This window comes from Cupriavidus sp. FW216-B1 (genome assembly GCF_058789195.1).
Genome location: NZ_JBYTEL010000029.1, coordinates 46,952 through 71,902 on the forward strand (window position 1 = coordinate 46,952; position 24,951 = coordinate 71,902).

Consider the following 24,951-nt stretch of genomic DNA (forward strand, 5'->3'; position numbering starts at 1 on the left):
TGAGCGCTTCGGTTGTTTCGACGCCCGCCCAGGTGGCGAAATTGGTAGACGCACTAGGTTCAGGTCCTAGCGGTGGCAACACTGTGGAGGTTCGAGTCCTCTCCTGGGCACCAGATCAAACGGAAAACCCGCAGCGCTTTCGAGCCTTGCGGGTTTTTTGTTTTCCGTCCTGTTCTCCGGCATCTGATCCGACAACTTGCTGCTCCCGATTCGATTTTTTCGATTTTCTTCGCGACCGCGCGACTGAATAAAAAGATAAGCACGGCGGCGGTTCCGGCCTGCGCTGCGCCGCCCTCGGGCGGCCCTTCCTGGGGACTGCCGTTCACATGAACGGCAGCGCGCGGCCCGGATCACCCGCTACCTGGCGCCGACTGCTGCGCTGCGGGTGAGTGTATCAGTTTCAGTGCCGATACCGGCATTCTTCCGCTGCCTGCGGGCCAGAATGTCGCGTTTTGCGCAGGTTTCCCGCGATTTTTCAATATGAACGCCACTGTCGCGGCACGCGGCCGGCCTGCCTCGCCACCCGCGCGCCGGCGACCCGCGGCTTGACAGCCGCCCGCATCTGTAACTATGATGGTTTCACATCGCGCTTCGGATTGCGCTCCCCCATGACCACCAGCAGCCGCTTCGCCGTCGCCGTCCATATCCTCACCTTGCTGGCCAGCGCCGACGCGCCGCTGCCGTCGTCGCTGATCGCCGGCAGCGTGGGCACCAACCCGGCGCTGATCCGGCGGCTGGTCGGCCAGCTGGCCGAAGCGGGGCTGGTGAGCACCGCGATGGGCAGCACCGGCGGCGCCTCGCTGGCGCGCGCGGCGGCGTCGATCACGCTGCTCGACGTGTTCCGCGCGGTGGAGTCGACCGCCCTGATCGCCCTGCACCACAGCGCGCCCAACCCGGCGTGCATGGTGGGCCGGGAAATCACCGGCGCGCTGAAGCACGCCGCCGACCGCGCGCAGGCGGCGATGGACGGCGCGCTGGCGGAGATCACCATCGCCGGCATGCTGGCGGACGTGGAGCGCGCCGCCGGGGAGCGCCGCAAGCGCTGATTTTTTTTTGCGCCGATATGTAACTGAACTAGTTTCATATCGACGATTGGCGCCCGCGCCTTGCGCGGGCATGACTATGCTGTGAGACACACAGCGGTGCAGCAGTCCCGAGCCACAAACAGCAGGCAACCAAGCCAGGAGTTGAACATGAAGATCGCAATCATCGGCGCCACCGGCCGCGTCGGCACCCGCCTCGTCGACGAAGCGCTGCGCCGCGGCCACACCGTGACCGCCGTCGCGCGCCAGGCCGGCAAGCTGCCGGCGCAGCCGAACCTGACCACGCGCGACGCCGACGCGGCGGATACCAAAGCGCTCGCTGCCGCCATCGCCGGCAGCGACGTGGCCATCAGCACGGTGCGCTTCGAACACACCAGGGCCGCGCAGATCGTCGGCGCGGTCAAGGCCGCGGGCGTGCCGCGCCTGCTGGTGGTGGGCGGCGCCGGCAGCCTCTACGTGGCGCCCGGCGTGCAACTGGTGGATACGCCGGGATTCCCCGACGCCTACAAGCCGGAGGCGCTGGCCGGGCGCGATTTCCTCGATGCCCTGCGCGCCGAGACCGCGCTCGACTGGACCTTCCTGTCGCCGGCCGCGCTGTTCGAGCCGGGCACGCGCACCGGCACGTGGCGCACGGGCGGCGACACGCTGCTGTCCGACGCCGCGGGCAAGAGCTGGATCTCGATGGAGGACTACGCCATCGCCATGCTCGACGAGGTGGAAAAGCCGGCGCACCCGCGCCAGCGCTATTCGGTGGCTTACTGAGCGATGCCTCGGGGCGGCGCGCTGCCGCCCCGCCCGCCCGCTTCTCAGCCGGCCGGCCGCGCGAGGTAACTGCGCCGCGCCGGCTTGAGCACCGCGATGGCCAGCAGCGCGGTCGCGATGTCGAGCGTGATCGCCACGCCGAAGACCGGCATCCAGCTGCCCAGCCGCTCGTGCATCAGCGCGGCCAGCGGGCCGCCGAAGATCGAGCCGATGCCCTGCGAGATGTACAGCCAGCCGTAGTTGGTGGTGGCGAAGCGCGTGCCGAAGGTATCGGTCAGCGTGGAGGGAAACAGCGAGAAGATCTCGCCCCAGCCCAGGAACACCACGCCCGACAGCAGCACGAACAGCACCGCGTTCTCGCGCGTCAGCAGCCACAGCGCCATCGCCACGCCTTCCAGCGCGAAGGCCAGGCACATGGTGTTCTCGCGTCCCCAGCGGTCGGAGACCCAGCCGAACAGCGGGCGCGTGAGCCCGTTGGTGAAGCGGTCGAGCGTCAGCGCCAGCGGCAGCGCCGCCATGCCGAGCACGGTGGCGCCGGTGACGCCGAAATCCTTGGCGAAGGCCGCCATCTGCGACGTCACCATCAGGCCCGAGGTGGACATCATGGTCATCATGCCGAACAGCAGCCAGAACAGCGGCGTGCGCAGCATCTGGCGCGTCGGCACGTCGGCCACGGCGCGCGCGGCGCTGCCTTCCCGGCCGTGCGCCGGCGCCGCCGCCGCGTGCGCCGCGGGCGCGCGCAGCCCCTGCGAGGCGATGAAGCCGATCACCGCGAACAGCAGGCCGAACTGCCACAGCGTGGTTTCCAGCCCCTTGCCGGCCAGCGCCGAGGCGATCGGGAAGGTGGTGACGATCGCGCCCATGCCGTAGCCGGCCGCGACCATGCCCACGGCGAAGCCGCGGCGGTCCGGGAACCAGCGCACCATCTGGCCCACCACGCCGACGTAGACGATGCCGGTGCCCAGGCCGCCCACCACGCCGTAGCACAGGTAGAGCATGCCCAGGCTCTGCACCTGCGACGCCAGCACCCAGCTCAGCCCCGACAGCACCGTGCCGAGCGCGATCAGCCGGCGCGGCCCGAAGCGCTCGATCAGCGCGCCCTGGAACGGCGAGAAAAAGGTCTGCAGCACGATCAGCAGCGAGAAAGTGACCTGCAGCTCGGACAGCGGCACGCCGAGCTTGGTGGCGAGCGGCTTGGTAAACAGGGTCCAGACGTATTGCGGGCTGGAGATCGCCATCATGCACGCCACGCCCAGCGCGAGCTGGATCCAGCGCGTGCGCGCCAGTGGCAAGGCGGGCGCCAGGCCGAGTACTGCGTCATCTGCAACGGAACGCATCGAACCACTCCTTGAACGGACTTCGGGGAAAACCGGCGCGCGCGCAAGGCGCGCCGCCGGTGCGCAGGCCCCGGGACGGCCGGCGCGGCCGGCGCGCCGTGCGGCCGGGAGCCGCGAAAAAACGGGCGGCGCCGCGGCGCGCGCCCCATGCCTTGCGCCGTGCCTACCAGCCGGCCACGCTGCCGTCGCTGCGCGGATCGGAGCCGCCCTCGTAGAGGCCGTTCGGGTGCAGCAGGATGGCGCCCGCGTGTCCCATCGTCTCGTCGTAAGGCCTGAGGATTTCCACGTCGTGGCCGAGCTGGCGCAGCGCGTCGCTGGTGGCGGCGGGAAAGCGCGCCTCGAGCTTCAGGGTGTCGCTGGTCTGGCCCCAGGTCCGGCCCAGTAGCCAGCGCGGCGCGTCGATGGCGGCCTGCGGGTTCATGCCGAAATGCGCGATGCGCGAGAACACCGCGCTCTGCGACTGCGGCTGGCCGTCGCCGCCCATGTTGCCGTAGACCAGCGTGCGGCCGTCGGCCAGGCGCGCCAGCGCCGGGTTGAGCGTGTGGAACGGCTTGCGTCCCGGCGCCAGCGGATTGCGCGCGGCGGGGTCGAGCGAGAAGCTGCAGCCGCGGTTCTGCCAGTTGACGCCCGAGGCCGGCAGCACCACGCCGCTGCCGAACTCGTGATAGATGCTCTGGATGAAGCTGACCGCCACGCCGTCGCCGTCGATCACGCCCATCCACACGGTGTCGGCGGGCCCCAGGCCATTGCCCCACGGCAGCGCGGCGTCCGGGCGGATGCGCGCCGCGGCCGTGTCCAGCCAGTCCGGCGTCAGCAGGTCGCGCGGATCGATGTCCATGTGGAGCGGATCGGTGATGTGGCGGTCGCGCACGCCGAAGGCCTGCTTGGTCGCCTCCACGCAGGCGTGGACGAAGGGCGCGCCGAGCGGGTCCATGCCGCTGTCCAGCAGGCGGTCGAGCTGGCCCAGGATCAGCAGCGAGACCAGACCCTGCGTGGGCGGCGGCATGTTGTAGACGGTGCCGCGCGAATGCGCCAGCGCCAGCGGGGTCTTCCACACGGCGCGGTGCGCGCGCAGGTCGTCGAGCGTCAGCGGGCTGCCCACGGCGGCGAGGTCGCGCGCCATGCTGTGCGCGAGGTCGCCCTGGTAGAAATCGTCCAGCCCGACGCGCGCGAGCTGTTCCAGCGTCGCGGCCAGGCGCGGCTGGCGGAAGCGGCTGCCGGTCGCCGGCACGCCCTCGGCAAGGAAGGTCTCGGCAAAACCCGCGATGCCGGCCAGTTCGGCCTGCTTGGCCGCCACGCAGGCCGACTGGCTTTGCGTGACGGGCACGCCGTCGCGCGCATAGGCGATGGCGTCGGCCAGCAGGCGCGACAGCGGCAGGCGCCCGCCCAGCGCTTCCTGCGACCACGCCCGCGCGGCGTTCCAGCCGGAGACGGTGCCGGCCACGGTGTTGGCCGCCAGGCCGCCGCGGAACGGGATCGTGGCCAGGCCGGCCTCGCGGTAGCGTTCGATGGTGGCCGCGCCGGCCGCCGCGCCGCAGGCCTCCAGGCCGCGCGGCGCCTCGCCGGGCCGGGCGATCAGCCAGAAGCTGTCGCCGCCGATGCTGTTCATGTGGGGATAGGCCACCGCAATGGTGGCCGCCGCGGCGATCATCGCCTCGACGGCATTGCCGCCTTCGCGCAATACCGCCAGCGCGCTCTGCGAAGCCAGCGCGTGCGGCGCGACGGCCATGCCGCGGCTGCCGCGGATCGGATTCAGGTGAGAACTCATCGTGTCCTGCAATTTATGTATACATAAACGGATTCGCAGGAGACGTTGCAACATGCGTGCCACGGCGGACAGAACGCAGGCCCTGATGCACAAACATGGCGCGAGCGCGGCAATGGCGCGGCCCGCAAAGCGTCAGCGGGCGCGCCAAGGCCGCGTGGCGGGCGTGTTGGGAGAGGTCTAGGGGGAGGTGCCGGGCGGCAGGCCCGGGCGTAGCCGCCGTCCGGCGACCGGCAAGGAAAGCCCGGCGTCAGCCGAAGCGCCTGCGCCGCGGCGGTGCGCCCGGCGGCACCGGCAGCACAAGGCTGGTGCGGATCCGCTCGAGGCGCTCGGTGGTCAGGCGGCTCACTTCGGTGCGGCCGTCCTCGATATGCGAGGCCAGCAGCGCGACGGCGCGCGCGCTGTCGCGCGCGGCCACGGCATCGAGAATGCCGGCGTGCTCGTCATAGGTCAGTTCGACGCGGTCGCCGTAGGCGAAGTCCAGCCGGCGGATGATGCGGATGCGGTCGGTCACCTGCTGGTGGACCGCGGCGGCCTCCGGGTTGCCGGCCGCGTGCATCAGCGCGAGGTGGAAACCCTCGTCGAGCCGCGCCACCTCGTTGCCGTCGGCCAGGCGCTGCGCGCGCGGCACGCGCCAGATGGCGTCCTGCCGCGCCAGGCTGGCGAGGTCGACATGGCGCGCGGCGGGCTGCTGGCACAGCCGCGTCACCGCGTGGGTTTCCAGCACGGTGCGCAGTTCGTAGAGCGCTTCGAAGCGGCCCAGGTCGAGCGGCACCACTTCCCAGCCGTTGCGGTAGTGGCCGCGCACCAGGCCGTCGCCCTGCAGACGCTGCAGCGCCTCGCGCACGGGCGTGCGCGAGATGCCGAGCCGCTCGGCGACGTCGTTCTCGGTAAAGCGGTCGCCGGGCAGCAGGCGGAAGGCGAAGATGTCGTCGCGCAGGCTGTGATAGGCAGCCTGCGAGCGCGAGGCCCGCGTGGCGACGCCGCCCTGCCCGCTCATGTGCGCGCGCCCCGCGGATCAGGCCTGCGGGCCGCCGTCGGCCGCGCGCTTGCCGCGCTTGAGCCAGGCCGCGAGGTTGTGCGGGCGCAGCGTGTCGTACTCTTCGAACGGCTGGTGAATCCAGGGATTGGTCGGCAGGAAGGTCACGTGGTAATCCGGCTTGACCTTGGAGCACGCTTTGTACCAGAGCACCGCCGAGCGGACTTCCGTCACCGCCGGATAGCGCTCCTTCAGGTGGCGGCCCACGCGCTCGAGCGTGACGCCGGAATCCACCAGGTCGTCGACCAGCAGGATCTTGCCCGACAGCTCGCCGCGGGTCATGGTGATGTACTGCGCGATGTCGAGCTCGCCCTGCTGCGTGCCGGCCGCCTCGCGGTAGCTGCTGGTGGCGAGGATGGCCAGCGGCACGTCGAAGATGCGCGACATCTGGTCGCCCACGCGCAGGCCGCCGCGCGCCAGGCACAGGATCTTGTCGAACTGCCAGCCCGATTCGTGGACGTTCAGTGACAGGCGTGCGATCAGGCTGTGGTAGTCATCCCAGGAAATCCACAGGTTCTCGTCGTCGTTCGATGGCAGGTTCATGGTTCTTGTCGCCTATTCCGGCGCTTCGGCTTGTGGTCTGTCGACCGGGAATGCTTCGGCCCGCTTGCGCGGGCCGATTTGCTATTGTGCTGCGGACGCCTTGCCGGCGCCATGCCGTGCGCGCCCTCGCGGGCGCCCGGCGTCACGCCACGTACGGGTGGCGCAGCAGGATGGTTTCGTCGCGGTCCGGGCCGGTCGAGATCATGTCGATCGGGATGCCGACCACTTCCTCGATGCGCTTGAGGTAGACGCGCGCCTGCTCGGGCAGCGCGTCCCAGGCCTTCACGCCGAAGGTGGACTCGTTCCAGCCCGGGAATTCCTCGTACACCGGCACGCAGCGCGCCACCGCATCCGAGCCGCGCGGCAGGATGTCGACGGTCTTGCCGTCGAGCTGGTAGCCCACGCACAGCTTGATGGTCTCGAGGCCGTCGAGCACGTCGAGCTTGGTCATGCACAGGCCCGACACGCCGTTGATCTGCACCGAGCGCTTGAGCGCGGCGGCGTCGAGCCAGCCGGTGCGGCGCGGACGGCCCGTGACCGAGCCGAATTCCTTGCCGACGTTGGCCAGGCGCACGCCGACCGCGTCCTGGCGGGCGGGGTTGTCGTTGTCGTACAGCTCGCTGGGGAACGGGCCCGAACCCACGCGGGTGCAGTAGGCCTTGGTGATGCCCAGGATGTAGTTCAGGCGGCCCGGGCCGACGCCGGCGCCGGCGGCGGCCGCGCCGGCCACGCAGTTGCTCGAGGTGACGAACGGATAGGTGCCGTGGTCGACGTCGAGCAGCGTGCCTTGCGCGCCTTCGAACATCAGGTTGTCGCCGGCGGCGTTGACCGCGTACAGCTCGGCGGACACGTCGGCCACCATCGGCGCCAGGCGCGGCGCGTAGGCCAGCATTTCGTCCAGGGTCTGCTGGAAGTCCACCGCTTCGGCACCCAGGTACTGGGTCAGCATGAAGTTGTGCAGGTCCAGGTTCTCGCGCAGGCGCTCGGCGAAGGTCTTGGGATCGAACAGGTCCTGCACGCGCAGCGCGCGGCGGGCCACCTTGTCTTCGTAGGCCGGGCCGATGCCGCGGCCGGTGGTACCGATCTTGCCGGCGCCGCGGCGCGCTTCGCGCGCCTTGTCGATGGCGATGTGGTACGGCAGGATCAGCGTGGTCGCTTCGGAGATGCGCAGGCGGTTCTGCACCTGCAGGCCGGCGCCTTCCAGTTCCTCGATCTCGCGGAACAGCGCCTCGGGCGACAGCACCACGCCGTTGCCGATGTAGCAGACCGTGCCGGCGCGCATGATGCCCGAGGGAATCAGCCGCAGGATGGTCTTCTTGCCGCCGATGATGAGGGTGTGGCCCGCATTGTGGCCACCCTGGAACCGCACCACGCCCTTTGCATGATCGGTAAGCCAATCGACGATTTTCCCTTTGCCTTCGTCACCCCACTGGGTGCCGATCACGACGACATTGCGTCCCTGGCTTACTGCAGAAGCGGACATGTTGATTTGGTCAGAAGGTTAAAAACGTATTTTACTCTCGTTGCCGGACAACACCCCGTTTTTGGGAAGCCGGCCGGCAACGGGCCAAAAGCGGGCGCGGCAGGCGCCGCGGCGCTGCCGGCCCGTGCGCGCGAGCCGCGCGAAAAAAGGGCGCCTACGCCCCGGCGCCGCGCGGCACCACCACCCAGCCGCCGTCCTGGCGCACCAGCTGGCGGTCGCAGTTGAATTCGTCGAGCTGGTGCGTGTGGCCCGGCAGCGACTGGATCACGATCTCGCCGTCGGCGCGCAGCGCGGCGATCGCGGCGCGCAGCTCGGGATCCGCATCCCACGGCGCGAAGATGGCGAAAGCCCGCACTTCCAGCGGCGACAGCGCGGCAACCTCGCGCAGATCGAGCGAGAAGCCGGTGGCCGGCCGCGCGCGGCCGAAGGCTTCGCCGACCTTGTCGTAGCGCCCGCCGCGGGCCACGTAGTTGGGCAGGCCGGCGACGTAGGCGGTAAACATCACGCCGCTGTGGTAGTGGTAGCCGCGCAGGTCGGACAGGTCGATGTTGACGCTCGCCCCGCTCACCGCAGCCGCCAGCGCGGCCAGCTCGTCGAGCGCGCGCGCGATGGCCGGGCTGGCCGGCAGCGTGGCGCGGGCGCGCTCCAGCACGTCCACCCCGCCGTACAGCGTGGGCAGCGCCAGCAGCGCCTCGCGCTCGGCCTGCGGCATGCCTTCGGTCAGCTCGCGCAGCGCCGGCACGTCCTTGGTCTCGAGCGCGGCGAACAGCGCGTCCTCGATCTTGCGGCTCGACGGCAGGCCATCGAGCAGCGCCTCCAGGATGCCCGCGTGGCACAGGTCCAGGCGCACGTCGGTCAGCCCCGCGACCTGCAGCGCGGCCAGCATCAGCGACTGGATCTCGACGTCGGCCTCGAGGCCGGCGTGGCCGTAGATCTCGGCGCCGACCTGGATCGGCTCGCGCGTGGCGCGAAAGCCCGCCGGGCGCGCGTGCAGCACGTTGCCGGCGTAGCACAGGCGGGTCACGCCGGAGCGGTTGAGCAGGTGCGCGTCGATGCGGGCGACCTGGGGCGTGATGTCGGCGCGCAGGCCCAGCGTGCGGCCGGAGAGCTGGTCGACCAGCTTGAGCGTGCGCAGGTCGAGGTCATGGCCGGTGCCGGTCAGCAGGGACTCTAGGTATTCCAGCATCGGCGGCATGACGAGCTCGTAGCCGTAGGTGCGGAACAGGTCCAGCATGCGGCGGCGCAGCTCTTCGATCTTGCGGGCCTCCGACGGCAGCACGTCGGCGATGTTTTCAGGCAGAAGCCAGTGGTTGGACATGGTAAATCTCTTCACGTCGGTTGCCGGGCATCCGCGGGATGCCCGTTGAATTGGGTTCGCGCCGGCGGCGGGCGGACCGGCAGCACCGCGCCGCCGTCACCCGGCGCGCCCGCCGTGCGGCGGCCGAGGCGCCCGGCCGGCGCGCGCATCGCGCCGCCCCAGCCGGACAAAACCCCGGCAAGCCGGGGTTTTGTCCTGGCGCCCGGCGGCCGTGGCCGCCGGGCGTGGCGCTTGGTGGCGCTCAGCGGCGTCCCGCCGCGGGCGCCGGCGCCGGGGCCGGCGCGCCGTTCGGCGAGCGCATGTAGCGGAAGAAGTCCGAGTTGGGCTCCAGCACCAGCACGTCGCGCTTGTCGCGGAAGGTATTGCGGTAGGCCTCCATGCTGCGCCAGAACTGCGCGAACTGCGGATCGCGGCCGAACGCGTCGGCGTAGATCTGCGAAGCCTGGGCATCGCCGTCGCCCTTGATCTTCTGCGCGTCGCGGTAGGCCTCGGCCAGCACCACCTCGCGCTGGCGGTCGGCGTCGGCACGGATCTTCTCGCCCTCGGCCGCGCCGGTGGAGCGCAGCTCGTTGGCCACGCGCTTGCGCTCGGCCTCCATGCGGCGGTACACCGATTCGCTGATCGCGGGCAGCAGGTCCACGCGCTTGAGGCGCACGTCGATGATCTCCACGCCGACCGACTGCGCGTAGTCGGCCATCGCCGAGCGGATGTTCTGCATGACCTTGTCGCGTTCGCCGGCGACCACGTCGGCCACCGTGCGCTTGCCGAATTCCTCGCGGGCGACGGAATCGATGCGCTGGGTCATGCGGTCCTGCGCGCTGCGGATGTTGCCGTTGAAGGCGACGAAGAACTTGCGCGGATCGGTGATGCGCCACTTGACGAACCAGTCCACCACCATGCTCTTCTTCTCGGCGGTCAGGAAGCGCTCGGACGCGGCCACGTCGATGGTCAGCAGGCGGCGGTCCATGAAGACCACGTTCTGCAGCGGCGGCGGCAGCTTGAAGTGCAGGCCGGGCTCGCGCACCACCTGCTTGATCTCGCCGAAGGCGAACACCACCGCGTACTGGCGCTGGTCCACCACGTACACCATCGAGGAGCCAATCGCCAGCACGATGAAGAGGCCGATGACAATCGAAATCAGTCGGTTCATGTCAGGGCTCCTCAGCGCGAATCGCGGTCACGGTTGCGCAGCAGCTCGCGCGACCGGTTGTCGCCGCTGGCGTCGGGCGCCGGCGCGGGAGCGCTGCCGGCGGCGGGCACCTGCGCGGCGCCGGCGGCCGGCGTGCCGGACTGCGCCTGCGACATCAGCTTGTCCAGCGGCAGGTAGAGGAGATTGTTGCCCTGGCGCGAGTCCACCAGCACCTTGGTCGAATTCGTATAGATCTGCTGCATGGTTTCAATGTAGAGGCGGTCGCGCGTGACCTGCGGCGCCTTGGCGTATTGCGCCTGGACCTGCTGGAAGCGCGCGGCGTCGCCCTCGGCCTGGTTGACCACGCGCGACTTGTAGGCCAGCGCCTCCTCGTTCAGGCGCGCGGCGGTGCCCTTGGCGCGCGGGATCACGTCGTTGGCGTAGGCCTGGCCTTCGCTGATGGCGCGCTCGCGGTCCTGGCTGGCCTTGTTGACGTCGTCGAAGGCGGCCTGCACCTGCTCGGGCGGCTGCACGCTCTGCACGTTGACCGAGATCACGCGGATGCCGGTCTTGTAGGCCGAGAGGATGGACTGGATCGACTTGGCGAGGTTCTGCGCGATCTGCTCGCGGTTCTCGTACAGCACCGCATCCATCTTGTTGCGGCCGACGATCTCGCGCACCGAGGTCTCGGCGGCCTGCGTAACCAGCTCTTCGTCGCCGCCGCGGTCGGTCTTGTTGTAGAACAGGAATTCCTGGGCGTCCTGGATGTCGTACTGCACCGTGAAGCGGACGTCGATGATGTTCTCGTCCTGCGTCAGCATCGACGCGTCCTTCAGGTTGCTGTCCTTGATCGAGGTCGAGCGGCCCACTTCCACCGAGCGCACGCTCGACAGGTTGACGATCTCGGCCGACTGGATCGGGTACGGCAGGCGCCAGTTGATGCCGGGGCCGGTGGTGTACTTGAACTTGCCGAACTGCAGGATCACCGCGGTCTGGCCTTCCTGCACCATGAAGAAGCCGCTGGCCAGCCAGATGCCGATGGCGGCGATCACCACCACGCCGGCGCCCACGCCCGAGCCCTTGCCCGGCGTGCGCGCGCCGCCGCCAAAACCCTGGTTGCCGCCGCCACCGTTGTCCTTGCGGCCGAGCAGGCCGTTCAGGCGGCGGTTGAAGTCACGCCACAGCTCGTCCAGGTCGGGCGGGCCGTCCTGGGGCGGCCGCTGCTGCTGCTGGCGGTTGTTGTCCTTGTCCTTATCCTTGTCTTCATCATCGCCCCGACCCCAACGTGGATCGTTCAACGACAGGATCGCGCGCAAACGCTGCCACGCCGACCGCGACGGGGCGCCGCCGAAGGCATGACTCGATTCAGGATTCCGGGGAAACTGGGGCATGAAGTGCACGGGTCCGGGATAGTTGGAACAGAGGGATTCTAACAGTCATCGACGCCACATTTGCCTATTTGGGGCAATCTGGCACCGATTTCCGCCGAACCGGCTTACAGCGTGTCGGGTTCTTCCGGAGCGGCGTCATCGCCGCCGTCCTGGCCGCCGTCCTGGCCATCGTCCCCGCCGACACCCCGGTCATCGTCCGTGGTGTCGTCGTGGGCATCGTCCACGCGACCGTGCCCGTCGGCGAAGCGCGGGTCGAGCGGCGCCGGCCCGGCCGGCCGCTCGGCCAGCCAGCGCGCCGCTTCCACCACCGCCTCGCGCAGCGCGTCCAGGCCGATGCCGTCGCGCGCGCTGACGAACACGCGCACCGGCACGCCGTCTTCGTTGCGCTCCACGCGCGGGCCCTGCTCCAGCAGCTCCGGCGCGGCGTCGATCTTGTTCATCACGACGATCTGCGGGATGTCGTCGGCATTGATTTCGGCCAGCACGCGGTTGACCTGCTCGACCTGCTCGTGGCGCACCGGGCTGGAGGCGTCCACCACGTGCAGCAGCAAATCGGCGTGCACGGTTTCCTCCAGCGTGGCGCGGAACGCGGCCACCAGTTGCGTGGGCAGGTCGCGGATGAAGCCGACCGTGTCGGACAGCACCACGTTGCCCAGGCCTTCCAGGTAGAGCCGGCGCGAGGTGGTGTCGAGCGTGGCGAACAGCTGGTCGGCGGCGTAGGCGCGCGCCTTGGTCAGCGCGTTGAACAGGGTCGACTTGCCGGCGTTGGTATAGCCGACCAGCGAGATGCTCAGCGTGTCGTTGCGCGCCCGCGCGCGGCGCTGGGTGCTGTGCTGGCGCTGCAGCCGGGACAGGTCCGACTTCAGGCGCTTGGCGCGCTCGTCCAGCAGGCGGCGGTCGAGCTCGAGCTGGCGCTCGCCCGGGCCGCCGCGCATGCCGATCCCGCCCTTCTGCCGCTCCAGGTGGCTCCATGCGCGGACCAGCCGCGAGGCCTGGTACTGGACCTGGGCCAGCTCGACCTGCACCTTGCCGACGTGGCTCTGCGCGCGCTGGCCGAAGATGTCCAGGATCAGGCCGGTACGGTCGATCACGTGGCGCTTGAGAAAACGCTCGAGGTTGCGCTGCTGGGCCGGGCTCAGCGTGTGGTTGAACACCACCACGTCCGCGTCGAGCGCGTCGGCAGCCTCCTTGAGTTCCTCCGCCTTGCCCGAGCCGATGAACAGCGCCGGGTCCGGGCGCGAGCGCCGGCCGGTCAGCATGTGCACCGGCGTCGAACCGGCGGTGGACGTCAGCAGCGCCAGCTCGCTCAGGCTTTCCTGGAAGTCGTGCTTGCCGAAATCGACGCCGACGAGGATGGCGCGGGAGGACTCGGAATTGGAGGTAGCTCTAGATTGCAAACGGGAGGATCGCGAAACGCGAAAAGGAAAACGATGGAAACCGGCCGGGGGCGTGGCGGGTGCCGCGAGGCAAGGGCCCTGTCCCGGTTGGCGCGCGGCGGCGGAGATGGTCCGCGGCGGCATGCACCAGGGTAAGGCATCGTGCGCGGCATAACCATATGCATGCCCGCGGTGCGACCGGATGGCCGGTGTCGTTGCTGGCGTCGCGCCGGGATTTCAGGCCCCGGCGCGGCACCGGTTCGCGGTGGCCTTGCCGCAATGGCGGCGGGCCAGCCGTGAACATGGGAATAACGGTAAAGGATCAGCCCTCGGCCGTATCGTCCACGCGGAAATTCACGGCGCGCGCGGGCACGACGGTGGAAATCGCATGCTTGTAAACCATCTGCGTCACGGTGTTGCGCAACAGGACGACGTACTGGTCGAACGACTCGATATTGCCTTGCAGCTTGATGCCATTGACGAGGTAGATTGAAACCGGCACGTGCTCTTTGCGCAGCGCGTTCAGGAACGGGTCTTGTAGCAATTGCCCTTTGTTGCTCATGGCACACTCCAAAATTATAGATTTAGTGATGGATGATGGGGACGTTCATCCCCGATTCAAGTCGAGCGGCGCAAACCGCGCCAAAAAAAGATCAAAAACGGTACCAAGCCAGCATCGTCTCGCGGGGAACCCCCCGCTACCGAGAATTTAGCCTCAGTTCCAAACGAACGCAAACGAAACTTGCCCGCCAGGCTGCCCCGCTGCCCGACTCAATCCTTCGAGTCCGCATACGGGTTTTTGTTCGTGCGAAATTCGATGCGCAGCGGCGTGCCCTTGAGCTTGAAGGCCATGCGGAAGCGATTTTCGAGATAGCGCCGGTAGCTGTCCGCGATGCCCGACAATGAATTGCCGTGCACCACGATGATCGGCGGATTGGAGCCACCCTGGTGCGCGTAGCGCAGCTTGGGGCGGGTCGCGCCGACGCGGCGCGGCTGCTGGAACTCCACCGCTTCCTGCAGGATCCGCGTGAGCTGCGGCGTCGGCAGCTTGACCATCGCCGCGGCGTAGGCTTCGTCCACCGAGCGCAGCAGCGCGCCGATGCCGGTGCGCTCGCGCGCCGACACGAAGTGGAAGTTGGCGAAGTCGAGGAACTGCAGCTTGCGCTCGAGGTCGTGCTTGATGCGGTCGCGCGCATGGCCGTCGAGGCCGTCCCACTTGTTCACGCCGACCACCAGCGCGCGGCCCGATTCCACGATGAAGCCGGCGATGTGCGCGTCCTGCTCGGAAACGTCCTGCTGGGCGTCGAGCAGCAGCACCACCACGTTGGCGTCGGCGATGGACTGCAGCGTCTTGACCACCGAGAATTTCTCGATCGCCTCGAACACTTTGCCGCGCTTGCGCAGGCCGGCGGTGTCGATCAGCGTGTAGGGCTTGCCGCCGCGCTCGAACTCCACGTAGATGGCGTCGCGCGTGGTGCCGGGCATGTCGAACGCGATCACGCGCTCCTCGCCGATCAGCGTGTTGACCAGCGTGGACTTGCCCACGTTGGGGCGGCCCACGATGGCGATCTTGACGCCGCGCTGCGCGTGCTCGTCTTCCTCGGCCAGCTCCGGGCGCTCCTTGACCGCCAGCTCCAGCGCTTCGTCGACCAGCTCGCGCACGCCGTCGCCGTGCGTGGAGGAGATGGCATAGGGATCGCCCATGCCAAGCTCGTAGAACTCCGCCGCCACGGTGGTGTACTTCATGCCCTCGGCCTTGTTCACGGCCAGCATGACGCGGCGCCCGGTCTTGCGCAGGTAGTCCGCGATCACGCGGTCCTGCGGCGCCAGCCCGAGGCGGCCGTCGACGAGGAAGATCACCACGTCGGCCTCGACCACCGCCTGGCGGGTCTGCTTGGCCATCTCGGCGACGATGCCGTCCTTGGCCACCGGCTCGAAGCCGCCGGTGTCGATGGCGATGAACGGGCGCTCGCCGATGCGGCCCTCGCCGTAGTGGCGGTCGCGCGTGAGCCCCGGCAGGTCGGCGACGAGGGCGTCGCGCGAGCGGGTCATGCGGTTGAATAGCGTCGACTTGCCCACATTGGGACGGCCGACCAGAGCGATAACTGGTTTCATGCAATAAACGGAAATGGGGGCCGGCAGATGCCGCCCCCCAGGAACTCCGGAGTGATGTGGGTCCGACGGCCGGGCGCCGCGCGCCTGGCCACGTTTCCTGTCGGGCAACCGGGCTGGCCTTGCCACCCGGCCTCGTTCACCTGCACGATCCGCCGGATCATGCTACCGGATCGGCGCGGCCCGTGCCGACAGGTGCACGGGCGCGCCCTCATCGTCGCGGCGCCTCAGTCCGGCACGAAGCCGTAGAGGTTGCCGTCGCGCGTCTGCACCACCATCGACGCGCCCGCCACCACCGGCGCGGCGGTGATCTCGCTGCCGTCGGTCTTCAGGCGGGCCAGGAACTGGCCGTCCTCGCGCGAAAGAAAATGCACGTAGCCTTCATAGTCGCCCATCACCACCGAGCGGCCCAGCGCCAGCGGCGCGCCCAGGCGGCGGTACAGCAACTGGTCGTTCTTCCAGCGCTCGTTGCCGTTCTGGCGGTCGAACGCATGCACCACCGAGCGCTCGTCGCTGGCGTACAGCGAGGTGTCGTCCTGCGTCGGGCCGGTCGGCGACGAGAAATCCTTGCCCCACTGGGGCTGGCCGTTGGCCAGTTCCAGGCATGCCACGCGGCCCTGGAAGGTGGTGGCGCAGACCTGGCGGCCACTGACCGCCGGCTGGCCGGTGACGTCGTTCAGGCGCTCGATCTCGGACACGCCCTTCGGGTAGGACACCGTGCTTTCCCAGCGCAGCACGCCGTTGCCCGGCGCCAGCACGCCGAGCTTGCCACCCGGGAAGCCCATCACGATGCCGTCGCCGGCGAACGTCATGCCCATCGCCGCGCGCAGGTTCAGCGGCGTCTGCGAGCGCTGGTAGATCCAGCGGCGCTCGCCGGTCTGCGCGTCCAGGCCCAGCACGCGGGTGTCGGTGGTGCGCACCACCACCAGGCCGTTGCCGACCAGCGGCGCGGACAGGACCTCGCCGTTGACCTGCTTCTTCCAGATCTGCTTGCCGCTGTTGTCGAAGGCGAACACGGCGCCCTTTTCGCCCGCCACCGCCGTCACCGAGCCGTCGCTGCCGGGGCCGCTGGTGAGGTCGATGTCGGTGCGGGCCTCCCACAGCGTGCGGCCGGTGGTGCCGTCGAAGGCCATCACCTTGCCGCCGTTGGAGGACGCGTAGACCGTGCCGCCGGCCACGGCCGGCTGCAGCGTGTACGGGCCGCTCTTGCCGACGCTGGCGCGCCAGGCCTGGCGCACCGACAGGGTCTGGGTGATCGGCTTGAGATCGACCGGCGTGCGCTTGTCACTCTTGCTGAACAGCGAGCAGCCGCCAAGGGTGGCGGCACAAGCGGCGGCCACCACCAGGGCGCGGACGAAATTGCCGTGTTGCTGGTTCTTGGCCGTGCCGGGAAACGATGACGTCATGGGGTTCCGATCCTGAATTGGGTTGAAACGCAAAACCGCGGACCCGCCCGCCCCCGGGCGGCGGGTCCGCGCGCCGGCGCGCCGGAAAGCGCCGCCCTCAGGCGGTGCCCAGCGCGTCGAGCTTGAACTGGATGATCTGGCGCATGGCCGCGTCGTTGGCACTGAGCTTGTCGAGCGCCAGCCGGTACGCCGTGCGCGCGTCGGCGCGCTTGTCCTGCGCGGCCAGCAGGTCGCCGCGGCGGTCGGCATACAAGGCCGCGAACGATGCCGGCGGCTCGTCCTTGAGCAGCGCCAGGCCCTGGTCGTAGGCCTTTTCGTCGAGCAGCACGCCGGCCAGGCGCACGCGCGCGAGGTGGGCGTATTCGCTGTCGCCGTGGTCGATCGCCCACTGCAGCTGGGTCTTGGCGCCGGCCAGGTCGCCCGCATCGTACAGCACCTTGGCCGCCATCAGCGCGGACATCGGGCCGTAGGCGGTCTTGCCGAACTTCTGCTCGAGGTCGCCGGCGGCGCGCTTGACGCGCTCCGCGTCGCGGCCTTCGGCGGCCTTGATGACCTGCTCGTACAGCAGCGCGGCCTCGCCCGACTGCTTGCGCTGCCAGTAATTCCAGCCGCTCCAGGCGGCAAAGGCCAGCAGGCCGGCGATCAGCACCCACGTCACGGCATTGCCGTACTGGCGCCACCAGGCCTTGAGGCTCTCAAGCTGTTCCTGTTCTTCTAGATCGTAAGCCATGTCGAGGGATCCACCCGCGTGTGTTGGTATGAGCGGGGCCGCGCCGCGGCCCCTGGTCGTGCTGTCCGGCGGCCCTATTCGCTCGCGCCCACCATCGCGTCGATGATGTGGTCGACCAGCGCCTGCGCCGGCACCGTGATCTGCGCGCCAGCGTCTCCCGGTCCGCCCTGCGCGCCCTGGCGCAGATCCTTGACCTGGGCCGTGCCGGCCGCCACTTCGTCGTCGCCAATGATAACGGCATAGGCCGCGCCGCTGGCATCGGCACGCTTCATCTGCGACTTGAAGCTACCGCTCTTGCCGTCCGGCGTGGCGTGCAGCAGCACGTCGAGGCCGGCGTCGCGCAGGCGCTCGGCGGCGATCATGGCCTGCTCGGCGGCCGCCTCGCCCTGGTGCACCAGGTAGACGTCGCAGCCCTCGGCCTCGGGCACCAGGCCTTCCTCGCGGATCAGCTCGATGATGCGCTCGATGCCCATCGCCCAGCCGCAGGCCGGCGCCGGCTTGCCGCCCATCTGCGCGATCAGCGGGTCGTAGCGCCCGCCGCCGGCGATGGTGCCCTGCGCGCCGAGCTTGTCGGTGATCCACTCGAACACGGTCAGGTTGTAGTAGTCCAGCCCGCGCACCAGGCGCGGGTTGATCTTGAACGGGATGTTGTTGGCCTTGAGCAGGCGCTGCACGCCCTCGAAGTGGGCCAGCGACTCCTCGCCCAGGAAGTCGATCAGCTTGGGCGCGTTGGCCGCCATCTCCTGCAGCGCCGGGTTCTTGGTGTCCAGCACGCGCAGCGGGTTGGTGTAGAGGCGGCGCTTGCTGTCCTCGTCGAGGATGTCCTGGAAGCCTTCCAGGTACTTGATCAGCTCCTCGCGGTGCGCGGCGCGCTCATGCGCCTGGCCCAGCGAGTTCAGCTCCAGCCGCACCCCGACCAGGCCCAGGTCGTCCCACAGGCGCTGGCACATCAGGATGATCTCGGCGTCCACGTCCGGGCCGGCGAAGCCGAGCGCCTCGGCGCCCAGCTGGTGGAACTGGCGGTAGCGGCCGCGCTGCGGGCGCTCGTGGCGGAACATCGGGCCGGTGTACCACAGGCGCTTGGGGCCGTCGTACAGCAGGTTGTGCTCGATGGTGGCGCGCACCGCGGCGGCCGTGCCCTCGGGGCGCAGCGTGAGCTGCTCGCCGTTGAGCGAATCGGTGAAGGAATACATTTCCTTCTCGACGATGTCGGTCACTTCGCCGATGCCGCGCACGAACAGTTGCGTGTGCTCGACGATCGGCGTGCGGACCTGCTGGTAGCCGTAGGCGCGCAGCATGGCGCGCGCGGCGTTCTCGAAATGCTCCCACAGCGGCGCGTCGGCGGGCAGCATGTCGTTCATGCCCTTGACGCCCTGCAGGGCCTTGGCGGCCTTGGCCTTGTTGTCAGCCCGGCCTTCGCCGGCCGCCGGATTCACGGGTTGATTCATCTTCTGTTGTCTTTCCCTGTGTCGCCCTGTCCGCAACGGATCAGGCCGCCACCTCATTGCCTGCGCGCCCGGCGTTGCTGCCATAGTGGGTGCGCACGTAGTCGTCGACGATCGCCTGGAACTCCTCGGCGATGCGCTCGCCGCGCAAGGTCTTGACCTTGACGCCGTCGACGAACACCGGCGCCGCCGGCGATTCGCCCGAGCCCGGCAGCGAGATGCCGATGTTGGCGTGCTTGCTTTCGCCCGGGCCGTTCACGATGCAGCCCATCACGGCCACGTCCATTTCTTCCACGCCGGGGTATTCGGTCTTCCACACCGGCATCTGCTCGCGCAGGTAGCCCTGGATGCTGGCCGCCAGTTCCTGGAACGTCGTGCTGGTGGTGCGCCCGCAACCCGGGCACGCGATCACCATCGGGGTGAAGTTGCGCAGGCCCATCGTCTGCAGGATTTCCTGCCCCACGTAGACTTCCTTCTCGCGCGGCGCGCCCGGTTCCGGCGTCAGCGAGATGCGGATGGTGTCGCCGATGCCTTCCTGCAGCAGCACCGACAGCGCCGCGGTGGAGGCGACGATGCCCTTGCTGCCCATGCCGGCCTCGGTCAGGCCCAGGTGCAGCGCGTAGTCGCAGCGCCTGGCCAGCTCGCGGTACACCGCGATCAGCTCCTGCACCTGCGAGACCTTGCACGACAGGATGATCTGGTCGCCCGACAGGCCGATCTCCTCGGCCTTCTTCGCCGACTCGATGGCCGAGGTGATCAGCGCCTCGACCATCACGTTCTGCGCCGGCCACGGCCGCGCGCGCTGCGCGTTCTCGTCCATGATGCGCGCCAGCAGCGACTGGTCCAGGCTGCCCCAGTTCACGCCGATGCGCACCGGCTTGCCGTAGCGGATGGCCATCTCGATCATCTGCGCGAACTGCGTGTCGCGCTTGGCGCCCTGCCCCACGTTGCCGGGGTTGATGCGGTACTTCGACAGCGCCGCGGCGCACTCGGGATAGTCCTGCAGCAGCTTGTGGCCGTTGTAGTGGAAGTCGCCCACCAGCGGCACGTCGACGCCCATGCGGTCGAGCTGCTCGCGCACGGCGGGCACCGCGGCCGCGGCCTCGGGCGTGTTGACCGTGATGCGCACGATCTCGGAGCCGGCGCGCGCCAGCTCCTTGATCTGGATCGCGGTGCCGATGGCGTCCACCGTGTCGGTGTTGGTCATCGACTGCACGCGCACGGGCGCGCCGCCGCCGATGGTGACCACGTTGTCGCCCCACACCACGCGCGCCTGGCGCGTCTTGCGGCGGGGTAGCGGGCCGGGCAGTACCGGCATGGAGTCCTGTTGATTCATAGCATTACCACCTTCACCTTGCCCGGCCCCGCGTCTTGCGCGGGGCCGGGAGAAACGGCATTCAGGGCAGCGTCAGGCGCGCCACGTTGTTACGGTTCGAGGCCGCCAGATCGACCGGCGTGCCGTTGCGGGTCAGCGATTCGACACCCTTCACGTTGCCGATCACGACCTTGTAGGGAGGCGTGCCGCCACCGCTCAGGTCCTCGCCGGCGCGCGCGGTGCCGCCGAGGACGACCTTGCCGCTGCGGTCGCGGATCTCGTACCAGGTCTCGGCGGCGAAGCGGATGCGCAGCTCGCCGCCGCCCGCGGCGGCCGGCGCCGCGGGTGCCACCGGTGCGACGGGCGCCGCGGCCACCGCCGGCGCCGGACTCGCGGCGACGGGCGCGGCAGGCGCAGGCGTCACCGGCGCTGCGGGCGCGGCAGGCGTCTCGGCAACCACCGGGCCGCTGGCGGGCAGCGCCTCGGACGGCGCGGGCGCGTCCGAGGCCGCCATCACCGGCGGCAGCGCCGCCGTGACGGTGCCGGGCTCGCCGCCCGGCTGCGCCGTGGCTTCCACGGCCGGCGGCGCGCTCAGGCCTTCCTTGCGCGCCTCGAGCCATTGCTTGAAATGATCCAGCCCGAACAGGGCGCCGCCGCCGATCAGGGCCACCACCAGGGCCAGCCAGATCCAGCGCCCGCCCGAGCTGCTGGAGCCGAAGCGGTTGCGGTCGTCGAAACTCTCGTTGAGGCCGCCTTCGCGGCGCATGCCGATTTCCACCACCGGCACCGCCTGCGCGTGGAAGCGCGCGAGCAGCGCGTCGATGTCGATATGGAGCATGCGGGCATAGGCGCGCATCACGCCCTTGGCGAAGGTCACGTCCGGCAGCGCGGCAACGTCGCCCTGCTCGATCGCGGCCAGCTTGTGCGCCGCCACCTTCAGCCGCGCGCTGACGTCTTCCAGCGAAAAACGCTGGTCCTTGCGCGCCTGCGCCAGGCGCTCGCCAATCTCGCGCGCCACCGCCTCGCGGCCGGCGTCGGCGGCCACGCCGCCCACGTGCCCGGTCGCCGCAGTCTGGCTTTCGGCGCGCTCTTGCTCACTCATCCCATGCTCCTTGTTCGTATGCGGTCAACTCACGCGAGTCGGGGAAACGGCTGCGCAACTGGCCCACCAGGGCATTCTGCGTCGCGGCGTCGCCCTGGCGGCGGGCAATGCGCGCGCCCAGCCAGAGGGATTGCGCGCTGACGAAACTGCTGTTGTTGACCCGCGCGGCGTACTCCTTCGCCCGCGCGTAGTCGCCGCGCTGGTAATAAAGCAGCGCGAGGTTGCTGTTCGCTTCCGGGTTGTTGCGGTCGTAGCGCAGCGCGCCGAACAGGCTCTTCTCCGCGGCTTCGCCGTCGCCGTTGCGCAACTGGCAGGCGCCCAGGCTGGTCAGCGGCTTGGCCGGGCCGCTCGCCGACGGCGCCGAAACCGCGCGCTCCAGGTAAGGCACCGCTTCCCGGTAACGGCCGTTCAGGCACAGGAACCAGCCGTAGTTGTTGAGCACGTCGCCGTCGTCGGGGCGCATCGACAGCGCGCTGCGGAAGCTGTCCTCGGCCAGCGCGCGCTCGTTCATGTTCATGTAGACCAGCGCGCGGATATGGTACGCGTCGACCAGGGTCGGGTCGATGGCGATGGCCTGCTTGGCCTCGTCCAGCGCCACGCTGTACTGCCCCGCCGACAGGTAGCTGGTGGCCAGCTGCAGGCGGATGGTGGCGCGCCGCGTGCGATCGGTCTGGTCAGACGCGGTCTGCAGGTCCGGCTTCGCCGGGGGCGGTAGCTGGCAGGCGGACAGCATCACCAGCCCGGTCAGGACTGCGACTATCAGACGCGTCATGCAGGGCGAGCCTCCCGCGGCTGGCCGGCGCCCGGCGCGCTCGCTACCGGCGCGGCGACGATCGGCGTGATCTTGCCGAACTTGCCGCGCTCGGCCAGCCGGGTGCGGTCCTTGACCTCGCCGGCAAGCTGGCCGCAGGCCGCGTCGATGTCGTCGCCGCGCGTCTTGCGGATGGTGGTGACGATGCCGGCGTCCATCAGGACCTGGGCAAAGCGGCGGATCTGCTCGTTGTTCGAGCGCTTGAGACCCGATTCCGGGAACGGGTTGAACGGGATCAGGTTGAACTTGCATGGCACGTCGGCCACCAGCTTCAGCAGTTCCCGCGCATGCTCGACGCCGTCGTTGACGCCGTCCAGCATGCAGTATTCGAAGGTGATGAAATCGCGCGGCGCGAACTCGAGGTAGCGGCGGCAGGCCGCCATCAGTTCCGCCAGCGGATACTTCTTGTTGAGCGGCACCAGCATGTCGCGCAGCGGATCGTTCGATGCGTGCAGCGATACCGCCAGTGCGACCGGCAGGTCTTTCGAGAGCCGGTCCATCATCGGCACCACGCCGGAGGTGGACAGCGTCACGCGCCGGCGCGACAGCCCGTAGGCGTTGTCGTCCAGCATCAGGCGCATGGCCGGGACCACCTGGTCGTAGTTCAGCAGCGGCTCGCCCATGCCCATCATCACCACGTTGGAGATGACGCGGTCGTCCTTGGGGCCGCGGCCGAGCTGGGTGCGCATGGCGAACTCGGCCATCCACAACTGGCCGATGATCTCGCCGGTGGTCAGGTTGCGCGAGAAACCCTGCTTGCCGGTCGAGCAGAAACGGCAGTTGACGGCGCAGCCGGCCTGCGAGGACACGCACAGCGTGCCGCGCGTCTCTTCGGGGATGTACACCGTCTCCACCGCGTCGCCGGCGCCGACGTCGAGCAGCCACTTGCGCGTGCCGTCGGCCGACAGGTGGTCGGTGATGACGGCCGGCGAGCGGATCTCGGCGCGCGTGGCGAGCTTTTCGCGCAGCGACTTGGCGAGATCCGACATGGCGTCGAAGCGGCTGGCGCCGAACTGGTGGATCCAGCGCTGCAACTGCCGCGCACGAAACGGCTTCTCGCCGAGCTCGCCGCAATAGGCGGTGAGCGCGTCCGCATCCAGATCGAGCAGGTTGACGAGAGGGTTCATGACGGCAGTATCGACTTCAGAAGCAGTCTAGTCTTGTGAAATAGACCAGACAATCAGCGGCTGTAAACGTTCATGCCGGGGAAGAAGAAGGCGATTTCGACGGCAGCCGTTTCCGCCGCGTCCGAGCCGTGCACGGCGTTGGCGTCGATGCTGTCGGCGAAGTCGGCGCGGATGGTGCCCTTGTCGGCCTTCTTCGGGTCGGTGGCGCCCATCAGGTCGCGGTTGGTCAGGATGGCGTTTTCGCCTTCCAGGGCCTGGATCATGACCGGGCCGGAAACCATGAAGTCCACCAGGTCCTTGAAGAACGGGCGGGCCTTGTGCACGGCGTAGAACTGCTCGGCTTCGCCGCGCGACAGGTGAACCATCTTGGCAGCCACGATCTTCAGGCCGGCGGCCTCGAAGCGAGCGTAGATCTGACCGATGACGTTCTTGGCCACGGCATCCGGCTTGATAATGGACAGGGTGCGTTCGATCGCCATAAAAACTCCGAAAAATGAAGGGGTTACAATTGGAATAAACGTGCAATTCTAGCACGAGACAGTTATGGTTTCGAGAACGACTCCGCTGCCGGCGCACTGCCCCCGGCCACCGGCGAAGCCATCCGCCTCACGTGACCATCGCGCCACTTTATTTCTGTTCGGCGTGGAGGGAACGCCTGTCGCGGCCGATAATCGAATGAACGTTGGCCACGCGCGAGGCGAGATTACACCTTGATGACAAAGTGGCGATTACGTTTCACAAGCCCTTGCAATTCGCCCGGTGCGATGCCACATTGGCGTTGTGCCCGTCCGGGTCAGCCCGGCGCCTCACCGTTTTGAAACAGGAGTCACCATGGACAACAAGCTGAACACCTACAGTTTCGGCAGCGGCACCGCAACCAGCGACGTTGTGGTCCGCAATCGGGTAATGCGCAACACCTACTGGCTGCTCGCCATCTCGATGATCCCCACCGTGCTCGGCGCGTGGATCGGCGTGACCAGCGGCTTCAGCCTGATGCGGGGCAGCCCCGGCCTGTCGCTGATCCTGTTCCTGGGCATCGCGTTCGGCTTCTTCTTCGCCATCGAGAAGACCAAGAACAGCAGCATGGGCGTGGTCCTGCTGCTGGCCTTCACGTTCTTCATGGGCCTGATGCTGTCGCGCCTGATCGGCTCCGTGCTGCAGTTCTCCAACGGCCCGGCGCTGATCATGTATGCCTTCGGCGGCACCGCGGCGGTATTCGGCGCGATGGCGACCGTCGCCACGGTCAGCAAGCGCGACTTCTCCGGCCTGAGCAAATTCCTGTTCGTCGGCGTGATCCTGCTGATCCTGGCCAGCGTCGCCAACATCTGGCTGCAACTGCCGTCGCTGATGATCACCGTGTCGGTGATCGCCATCGGCATCTTCTCGGCCTACATCCTGTTCGACGTGCAACGCGTGCTGAATGGCGGCGAGACGAACTACATCACGGCCACGCTGGCGATTTACCTGGATGTGTATAACGTGTTTGCCAACCTGTTGGCGCTGTTGGGGATCTTTGGCGGCAATCGCGATTGAGATGGGCGGCCGGGCCGCCCTGTCCCTCCTCTACTGAAACGAAAAAGCCAGCGCAATCCGTGCTGGCTTTTTCTTAATGAATTAACGTCAAAGTCAACTGCTTTAACGTCAACATCAAAGTCAAAGGCTTTCGCTCCCCCGGAGCGACCTACTTTCTTTTCCCCGAAAAGAAAGTAGGCAAAGA

22 protein-coding genes and 1 tRNA gene are annotated in these 24,951 nt (G+C 68.8%); 4 read left to right on the plus strand and 19 right to left on the minus strand.

From position 1 onward, the window contains the following. The first annotated feature begins 26 nt into the window (after nucleotides 1-26). From AC3WXD_RS32310 to AC3WXD_RS32320, 3 genes are all read left to right on the plus strand, one after another. Nucleotides 27-113, plus strand: a tRNA-Leu gene (locus AC3WXD_RS32310). 495 nt (nucleotides 114-608) lie between these two features. Continuing rightward, nucleotides 609-1,046 carry an Rrf2 family transcriptional regulator gene (locus AC3WXD_RS32315; protein WP_492325469.1) on the plus strand — a complete coding sequence of 146 codons (438 nt, stop codon included), beginning with the start codon at nucleotides 609-611 and terminating at the stop codon, nucleotides 1,044-1,046. Nucleotides 1,047-1,193: 147 nt separating this feature from the next. After that, the gene (locus tag AC3WXD_RS32320; protein WP_020205300.1) at nucleotides 1,194-1,805 is read left to right on the plus strand and encodes an NAD(P)-dependent oxidoreductase; all 612 of its coding nucleotides are present in this window, start codon (nucleotides 1,194-1,196) and stop codon (nucleotides 1,803-1,805) included. Between the two features lie 44 nt (nucleotides 1,806-1,849). Here the strand turns inward: AC3WXD_RS32320 and oxlT are convergent, their stop codons facing one another. The 19 genes from oxlT to ndk all read right to left on the minus strand — a co-directional run bounded on the left by oxlT (nucleotide 1,850) and on the right by ndk (nucleotide 23,713). Beyond that, entirely contained in the window at nucleotides 1,850-3,142 is a 1,293-nt protein-coding gene (gene oxlT / locus AC3WXD_RS32325; protein ID WP_059413362.1) for an oxalate/formate MFS antiporter, read from the minus strand. A gap of 163 nt (nucleotides 3,143-3,305) precedes the next feature. Then, nucleotides 3,306-4,871 (minus strand): gamma-glutamyltransferase family protein, encoded by a 1,566-nt coding sequence (locus AC3WXD_RS32330; protein WP_059413361.1) that lies wholly within the window; start codon nucleotides 4,869-4,871, stop codon nucleotides 3,306-3,308. A 286-nt stretch (nucleotides 4,872-5,157) separates the two neighbouring features. Beyond that, nucleotides 5,158-5,907, minus strand: a complete 750-nt coding sequence (locus AC3WXD_RS32335; protein WP_020205297.1) for a GntR family transcriptional regulator — start codon at nucleotides 5,905-5,907, stop codon at nucleotides 5,158-5,160. A gap of 18 nt (nucleotides 5,908-5,925) precedes the next feature. Beyond that, nucleotides 5,926-6,489: a phosphoribosyltransferase gene (locus AC3WXD_RS32340; RefSeq protein WP_059413359.1), complete on the minus strand. Its 564-nt coding sequence runs from the start codon at nucleotides 6,487-6,489 to the stop codon at nucleotides 5,926-5,928. Between the two features lie 142 nt (nucleotides 6,490-6,631). Next, nucleotides 6,632-7,972 carry an adenylosuccinate synthase gene (locus tag AC3WXD_RS32345; protein ID WP_029044102.1) on the minus strand — a complete coding sequence of 447 codons (1,341 nt, stop codon included), beginning with the start codon at nucleotides 7,970-7,972 and terminating at the stop codon, nucleotides 6,632-6,634. 154 nt (nucleotides 7,973-8,126) lie between these two features. Further along, complete coding sequence (locus AC3WXD_RS32350) at nucleotides 8,127-9,290, minus strand: ATP phosphoribosyltransferase regulatory subunit (RefSeq protein ID WP_020205294.1); 1,164 nt, start codon at nucleotides 9,288-9,290, stop codon at nucleotides 8,127-8,129. A gap of 241 nt (nucleotides 9,291-9,531) precedes the next feature. Continuing rightward, nucleotides 9,532-10,440, minus strand: a complete 909-nt coding sequence (hflC, locus tag AC3WXD_RS32355) for a protease modulator HflC (protein WP_059413358.1) — start codon at nucleotides 10,438-10,440, stop codon at nucleotides 9,532-9,534. Nucleotides 10,441-10,451: 11 nt separating this feature from the next. Then, entirely contained in the window at nucleotides 10,452-11,810 is a 1,359-nt protein-coding gene (hflK, locus tag AC3WXD_RS32360; protein WP_492325470.1) for an FtsH protease activity modulator HflK, read from the minus strand. A 104-nt stretch (nucleotides 11,811-11,914) separates the two neighbouring features. Beyond that, a complete protein-coding gene (gene hflX, locus AC3WXD_RS32365) occupies nucleotides 11,915-13,207 on the minus strand; it encodes a GTPase HflX (protein WP_020205291.1) in 1,293 nt (430 codons plus the stop codon). A gap of 301 nt (nucleotides 13,208-13,508) precedes the next feature. After that, nucleotides 13,509-13,748: an RNA chaperone Hfq gene (hfq, locus tag AC3WXD_RS32370; RefSeq protein ID WP_017229727.1), complete on the minus strand. Its 240-nt coding sequence runs from the start codon at nucleotides 13,746-13,748 to the stop codon at nucleotides 13,509-13,511. Between the two features lie 209 nt (nucleotides 13,749-13,957). Beyond that, entirely contained in the window at nucleotides 13,958-15,301 is a 1,344-nt protein-coding gene (gene der, locus AC3WXD_RS32375) for a ribosome biogenesis GTPase Der (RefSeq protein ID WP_492325471.1), read from the minus strand. 224 nt (nucleotides 15,302-15,525) lie between these two features. Beyond that, nucleotides 15,526-16,704, minus strand: a complete 1,179-nt coding sequence (gene bamB, locus AC3WXD_RS32380) for an outer membrane protein assembly factor BamB (RefSeq protein WP_492325472.1) — start codon at nucleotides 16,702-16,704, stop codon at nucleotides 15,526-15,528. A 97-nt stretch (nucleotides 16,705-16,801) separates the two neighbouring features. Further along, complete coding sequence (locus AC3WXD_RS32385) at nucleotides 16,802-17,434, minus strand: YfgM family protein (RefSeq protein ID WP_020205288.1); 633 nt, start codon at nucleotides 17,432-17,434, stop codon at nucleotides 16,802-16,804. A gap of 74 nt (nucleotides 17,435-17,508) precedes the next feature. Next, nucleotides 17,509-18,882, minus strand: a complete 1,374-nt coding sequence (hisS, locus tag AC3WXD_RS32390) for a histidine--tRNA ligase (protein WP_492325473.1) — start codon at nucleotides 18,880-18,882, stop codon at nucleotides 17,509-17,511. A gap of 40 nt (nucleotides 18,883-18,922) precedes the next feature. Next, a complete protein-coding gene (gene ispG / locus AC3WXD_RS32395; RefSeq protein WP_059413355.1) occupies nucleotides 18,923-20,215 on the minus strand; it encodes a flavodoxin-dependent (E)-4-hydroxy-3-methylbut-2-enyl-diphosphate synthase in 1,293 nt (430 codons plus the stop codon). A 61-nt stretch (nucleotides 20,216-20,276) separates the two neighbouring features. Then, the gene (locus AC3WXD_RS32400) at nucleotides 20,277-21,296 is read right to left on the minus strand and encodes a RodZ domain-containing protein (protein ID WP_492325474.1); all 1,020 of its coding nucleotides are present in this window, start codon (nucleotides 21,294-21,296) and stop codon (nucleotides 20,277-20,279) included. Next, entirely contained in the window at nucleotides 21,289-22,068 is a 780-nt protein-coding gene (pilW, locus tag AC3WXD_RS32405; protein WP_029044098.1) for a type IV pilus biogenesis/stability protein PilW, read from the minus strand. The genes AC3WXD_RS32400 and pilW overlap by 8 nt, the downstream gene beginning before the upstream one ends. Further along, nucleotides 22,065-23,234 carry a dual-specificity RNA methyltransferase RlmN gene (rlmN, locus tag AC3WXD_RS32410; RefSeq protein WP_020205283.1) on the minus strand — a complete coding sequence of 390 codons (1,170 nt, stop codon included), beginning with the start codon at nucleotides 23,232-23,234 and terminating at the stop codon, nucleotides 22,065-22,067. Before rlmN ends, pilW begins: the two co-directional genes overlap by 4 nt. A 53-nt stretch (nucleotides 23,235-23,287) precedes the next feature. Continuing rightward, nucleotides 23,288-23,713, minus strand: a complete 426-nt coding sequence (ndk, locus tag AC3WXD_RS32415) for a nucleoside-diphosphate kinase (protein ID WP_020205282.1) — start codon at nucleotides 23,711-23,713, stop codon at nucleotides 23,288-23,290. A 352-nt stretch (nucleotides 23,714-24,065) separates the two neighbouring features. On the opposite strand from ndk, the gene AC3WXD_RS32420 reads away from it, so the two are divergent. Further along, the gene (locus tag AC3WXD_RS32420; RefSeq protein ID WP_059413352.1) at nucleotides 24,066-24,767 is read left to right on the plus strand and encodes a Bax inhibitor-1/YccA family protein; all 702 of its coding nucleotides are present in this window, start codon (nucleotides 24,066-24,068) and stop codon (nucleotides 24,765-24,767) included. Nucleotides 24,768-24,951 lie beyond the last annotated feature (184 nt).

Bases quoted from the DNA above. Each gene is read 5' to 3' on its own strand.
- AC3WXD_RS32315 (WP_492325469.1), top strand. From the start codon at position 609: ATGACCACCAGCAGCCGCTTCGCCGTCGCCGTCCATATCCTCACCTTG.
- AC3WXD_RS32320 (WP_020205300.1), top strand. From the start codon at position 1,194: ATGAAGATCGCAATCATCGGCGCCACCGGCCGCGTCGGCACCCGCCTC.
- oxlT (WP_059413362.1), bottom strand. From the start codon at position 3,142: ATGCGTTCCGTTGCAGATGACGCAGTACTCGGCCTGGCGCCCGCCTTG.
- AC3WXD_RS32330 (WP_059413361.1), bottom strand. From the start codon at position 4,871: ATGGCCGTCGCGCCGCACGCGCTGGCTTCGCAGAGCGCGCTGGCGGTA.
- AC3WXD_RS32335 (WP_020205297.1), bottom strand. From the start codon at position 5,907: ATGAGCGGGCAGGGCGGCGTCGCCACGCGGGCCTCGCGCTCGCAGGCT.
- AC3WXD_RS32340 (WP_059413359.1), bottom strand. From the start codon at position 6,489: ATGAACCTGCCATCGAACGACGACGAGAACCTGTGGATTTCCTGGGAT.
- AC3WXD_RS32345 (WP_029044102.1), bottom strand. From the start codon at position 7,972: ATGTCCGCTTCTGCAGTAAGCCAGGGACGCAATGTCGTCGTGATCGGC.
- AC3WXD_RS32350 (WP_020205294.1), bottom strand. From the start codon at position 9,290: ATGTCCAACCACTGGCTTCTGCCTGAAAACATCGCCGACGTGCTGCCG.
- hflC (WP_059413358.1), bottom strand. From the start codon at position 10,440: ATGAACCGACTGATTTCGATTGTCATCGGCCTCTTCATCGTGCTGGCG.
- hflK (WP_492325470.1), bottom strand. From the start codon at position 11,810: ATGCCCCAGTTTCCCCGGAATCCTGAATCGAGTCATGCCTTCGGCGGC.
- hfq (WP_017229727.1), bottom strand. From the start codon at position 13,748: ATGAGCAACAAAGGGCAATTGCTACAAGACCCGTTCCTGAACGCGCTG.
- der (WP_492325471.1), bottom strand. From the start codon at position 15,301: ATGAAACCAGTTATCGCTCTGGTCGGCCGTCCCAATGTGGGCAAGTCG.
- bamB (WP_492325472.1), bottom strand. From the start codon at position 16,704: ATGACGTCATCGTTTCCCGGCACGGCCAAGAACCAGCAACACGGCAAT.
- AC3WXD_RS32385 (WP_020205288.1), bottom strand. From the start codon at position 17,434: ATGGCTTACGATCTAGAAGAACAGGAACAGCTTGAGAGCCTCAAGGCC.
- hisS (WP_492325473.1), bottom strand. From the start codon at position 18,882: ATGAATCAACCCGTGAATCCGGCGGCCGGCGAAGGCCGGGCTGACAAC.
- ispG (WP_059413355.1), bottom strand. From the start codon at position 20,215: ATGAATCAACAGGACTCCATGCCGGTACTGCCCGGCCCGCTACCCCGC.
- AC3WXD_RS32400 (WP_492325474.1), bottom strand. From the start codon at position 21,296: ATGAGTGAGCAAGAGCGCGCCGAAAGCCAGACTGCGGCGACCGGGCAC.
- pilW (WP_029044098.1), bottom strand. From the start codon at position 22,068: ATGACGCGTCTGATAGTCGCAGTCCTGACCGGGCTGGTGATGCTGTCC.
- rlmN (WP_020205283.1), bottom strand. From the start codon at position 23,234: ATGAACCCTCTCGTCAACCTGCTCGATCTGGATGCGGACGCGCTCACC.
- ndk (WP_020205282.1), bottom strand. From the start codon at position 23,713: ATGGCGATCGAACGCACCCTGTCCATTATCAAGCCGGATGCCGTGGCC.
- AC3WXD_RS32420 (WP_059413352.1), top strand. From the start codon at position 24,066: ATGGACAACAAGCTGAACACCTACAGTTTCGGCAGCGGCACCGCAACC.